This is a genomic window from Calothrix rhizosoleniae SC01 (assembly GCF_900185595.1).
GTDB lineage: Bacteria > Cyanobacteriota > Cyanobacteriia > Cyanobacteriales > Nostocaceae > Calothrix_A > Calothrix_A rhizosoleniae.
On sequence record NZ_FYBH01000308.1, the window covers coordinates 1 to 3004 of the forward strand.

2 protein-coding genes are annotated in these 3004 nt (G+C 38.0%); both read left to right on the plus strand.

Annotated features, from left to right (window positions below):
- Positions 1–330 precede the first annotated feature (330 nt).
- Positions 331–585, plus strand: a complete 255-nt coding sequence (locus tag CALSC_RS18700; protein WP_407641951.1) for a hypothetical protein — start codon at positions 331–333, stop codon at positions 583–585.
- 187 nt (positions 586–772) lie between these two features.
- Positions 773–2551, plus strand: coding sequence for an ATP-binding protein (locus tag CALSC_RS18705; protein WP_088242804.1), 1779 nt, complete (start codon positions 773–775; stop codon positions 2549–2551).
- Positions 2552–3004 lie beyond the last annotated feature (453 nt).

Sequence of the window (3004 nt, forward strand, 5' to 3'; positions counted from 1 at the left end):
CTTACCACTGTATGATAACTGCCAAGAAAATTACCAGTAGTAAAATGCCCAGCCCTCGCATTCCGCCTTCCAGGCGGAACGCCGATCAACTCTTGAGTTTACCAAAAATATATTTAATAGGGCTGGGTATTTCATTTTTTGGCTCTCTCCAAAAAGATATAAAGGTCTAATTACAGCTACTGGCATTCGGCGTTCAGAAGCGTACAATAAACATGAAGCATTATTTAATGCTGAATAAATGGGCATATTCCATTGGTGAAAGCCCTGGATAGTAAGAATCAAGCTGTTTACAAAGTTTTGGAAAAAAAACCAATTAGAGCATCCTAACCTATGAACATGAAAAATACAGCCGATACAGGCGATACAGCACTCGAAACAAATCAAAGATTTGCCAAGAAAGTAGAAATTGCTATTCGCTTAGATTCTGAGCTACTAGAGCAAATTCAGCATTTAACTAACGATCCCAGTAAAGTTATTGAAGTCGCTATTCGCCAGTGGTTGCGAGGTGAAACCAACAGAGATGATGAGCTAACTCGTACTCCTCGAAGAATGCATGTACCACCCCGAGGTGAATGGAATGATTGAAGTTTTCAATTAAGTAGGTACTAAAGTATGTAAAGAGTATAAAAAAAATCGTGTATACTCTAAAAAAGCTATTAGAACCACAAAAACACTCATAAAATAGTGGCACTCTAGTAACAAAACATGCCATCATCTAAGTACAGATGCACAATAATGCTTTGAGCGTCCCTTTGTCTACCACACTCGAACCATGAGTATTACTGCCAATTCCCAAATATCCAATGTATTATTTTCCAAAAACCTGGAGTCTATGACCAGTAACACTAATAGTTCATTACAGAATTTGGGAGCTGAATTGGTATATACTCAGGATGCAACGGGACGCTATCTAAGCTTTTATTGGCAGCAAGACAATGTCCCAAAACATGAAGAAGTATCGTCTCCGATTCAGGTATTAAATCTACAACAAGTAGTCAATGACTCCCAAGATAGTGAAATCTTTGTCCCGGTAGAACAAGTTCTTTATCTACAAAGATTACAGCAAGTATTGACAAATTTAGAGCCAGATAAATGTAGGTGTTGGTTTAGTTACCATCAATATTTACTGGAATTTGAGCTGGTGATTAGCCCCATTATGCCCAAACGAGGCAGTGCAGCGACACAAGTTTTAGTAATGGGGCGGCTATTGCAAGTTGGTGACGATACATCCCATGAGAACCTGGGGACAGAACAAACCCAGGAATTAGATGTGGTTTTACGTTCCCAACAAAATCAGAAATTAGTTCACCAAATTACGAAAAATATCCGACGAACTCTAGATTTAGAAATTATTTGGCAACAAACAGTTGATAGTTTGGGCTCGGCTTTAGCACCAGAGCATTGCATAATTTGTCCCTGTCCAGCTGATAATTCTACTGTGAAAGTAGCAGCTGCGTATCAGCAATCTACAGCAAATTCAATGTTAGGTGTAGAAATAGATATCGCCTCTGAGCCTGTATTTACCCAAGCACTGACAACATTGGAACCTGTTTTTAGCAAAAAACCAATTCATCCTCTGTTTAGTAAATATCAATTATTGGTAGTTCCTACTTGTTATCAAGAAAAAGCTAATGGGTTAATTGCTATGACGATGGTTAAAACATGCTACCCTCCGAATAATTTAGAAATGGAATTAGCCAAGGAGGTAGGTGAACAATTAGGAACAGCGATCGCTCACGCAACATTATATAAACAATTAGAGGATGCACGGCAACAGGCAGAAGAAGCAACCCGCCGCAAAAGTGAATTTCTTGCCAATGTTTCCCACGAATTACGCACACCCTTGAATGGCATGATTGGCTTTTTAAAGCTAATTTTAGAGGGGATGGCAGAAGATCCCGAAGAACAAATGCAATTTCTGCTAGAAGCTCATAAATCATCCCTGCACTTGTTGGATATTATTAACGATATTTTGGATATTTCCAGAATTGAAGCTGGCAAAATGGAGTTGAAACCACAGTCAGTGACATTAAATGAATTATTCTCTGATGTTGAGAATTTTTCCCGCCCCCAAGCTGAGACAAGAAACCTCAGTTTCCAAATGCACACCCCTGATACCTGCGATGAAATCATCATGTATGGGGACTATCAGCGCCTGAAGCAAGTCATGCTCAATCTTTTGGGTAATGCCCTCAAATTTACCCATGAAGGCGGTATCACTGTTAGTGCCGATGTTGTGAAGAAAAAAGTTGTATTTCAAAACCAGGAATTCCCTGGCATGGTAAGGGTAAGGGTTGCAGACACAGGTATTGGTGTTTCTTTAGATAAGCAAGATAAGCTATTTCAATTATTTTCTCAGGTAGATGGTTCTAGAACTCGTCAGTATGGTGGGACGGGTTTGGGTTTAGCAATATCCCAAAAACTAATTGAAGCTATGGGTGGAGAGGTCAATTTTTACAGTTTAGGGGAAGGTTTAGGTTCTACTGTGACATTTACCGTACTTTTATATCAACAGCCGGTGTTGGTTTTGAAACCTGAAAATGAGTCATGACAATTTTGGATTTTGGATTTTGGATTTTGGATTGATATCAAGTTCGGGAGATTACTTATTATTCGGCTCGTGGTGCTCTCTATCATTTATATATGGGGTTTCTCCCCTGCTCCCTTGCTCCCTAATCCTCTGCATCTTCGTAACCCATGTCTAAATTTATGGGCTTGTATCCTTTTATTTTTCGGTCATGAAATTCATCTATGTTTCAGTTGAGGTTTCTTATTATTCTGACATGTAATGGCGACACAAAGGAAGTCATCCAAAAAGGCAAATAATTATTACCAAAACTTTACTTGTATTTCATAAATATTTGATATTTTGGAAAGTAAATAAGGTTGTATTTATATTTAAAAAAATACAAATTTATCAATTAATTCATATTGATTGTGGCTATTTACATAACTTACTAGCATATGCATCTGAAATTCTCGCAAGATATTAAATTGCTATTAT

Bases quoted from the DNA above. Each gene is read 5' to 3' on its own strand.
- CALSC_RS18705 (WP_088242804.1), top strand. From the start codon at position 773: ATGAGTATTACTGCCAATTCCCAAATATCCAATGTATTATTTTCCAAA.
- CALSC_RS18700 (WP_407641951.1), top strand. From the start codon at position 331: ATGAACATGAAAAATACAGCCGATACAGGCGATACAGCACTCGAAACA.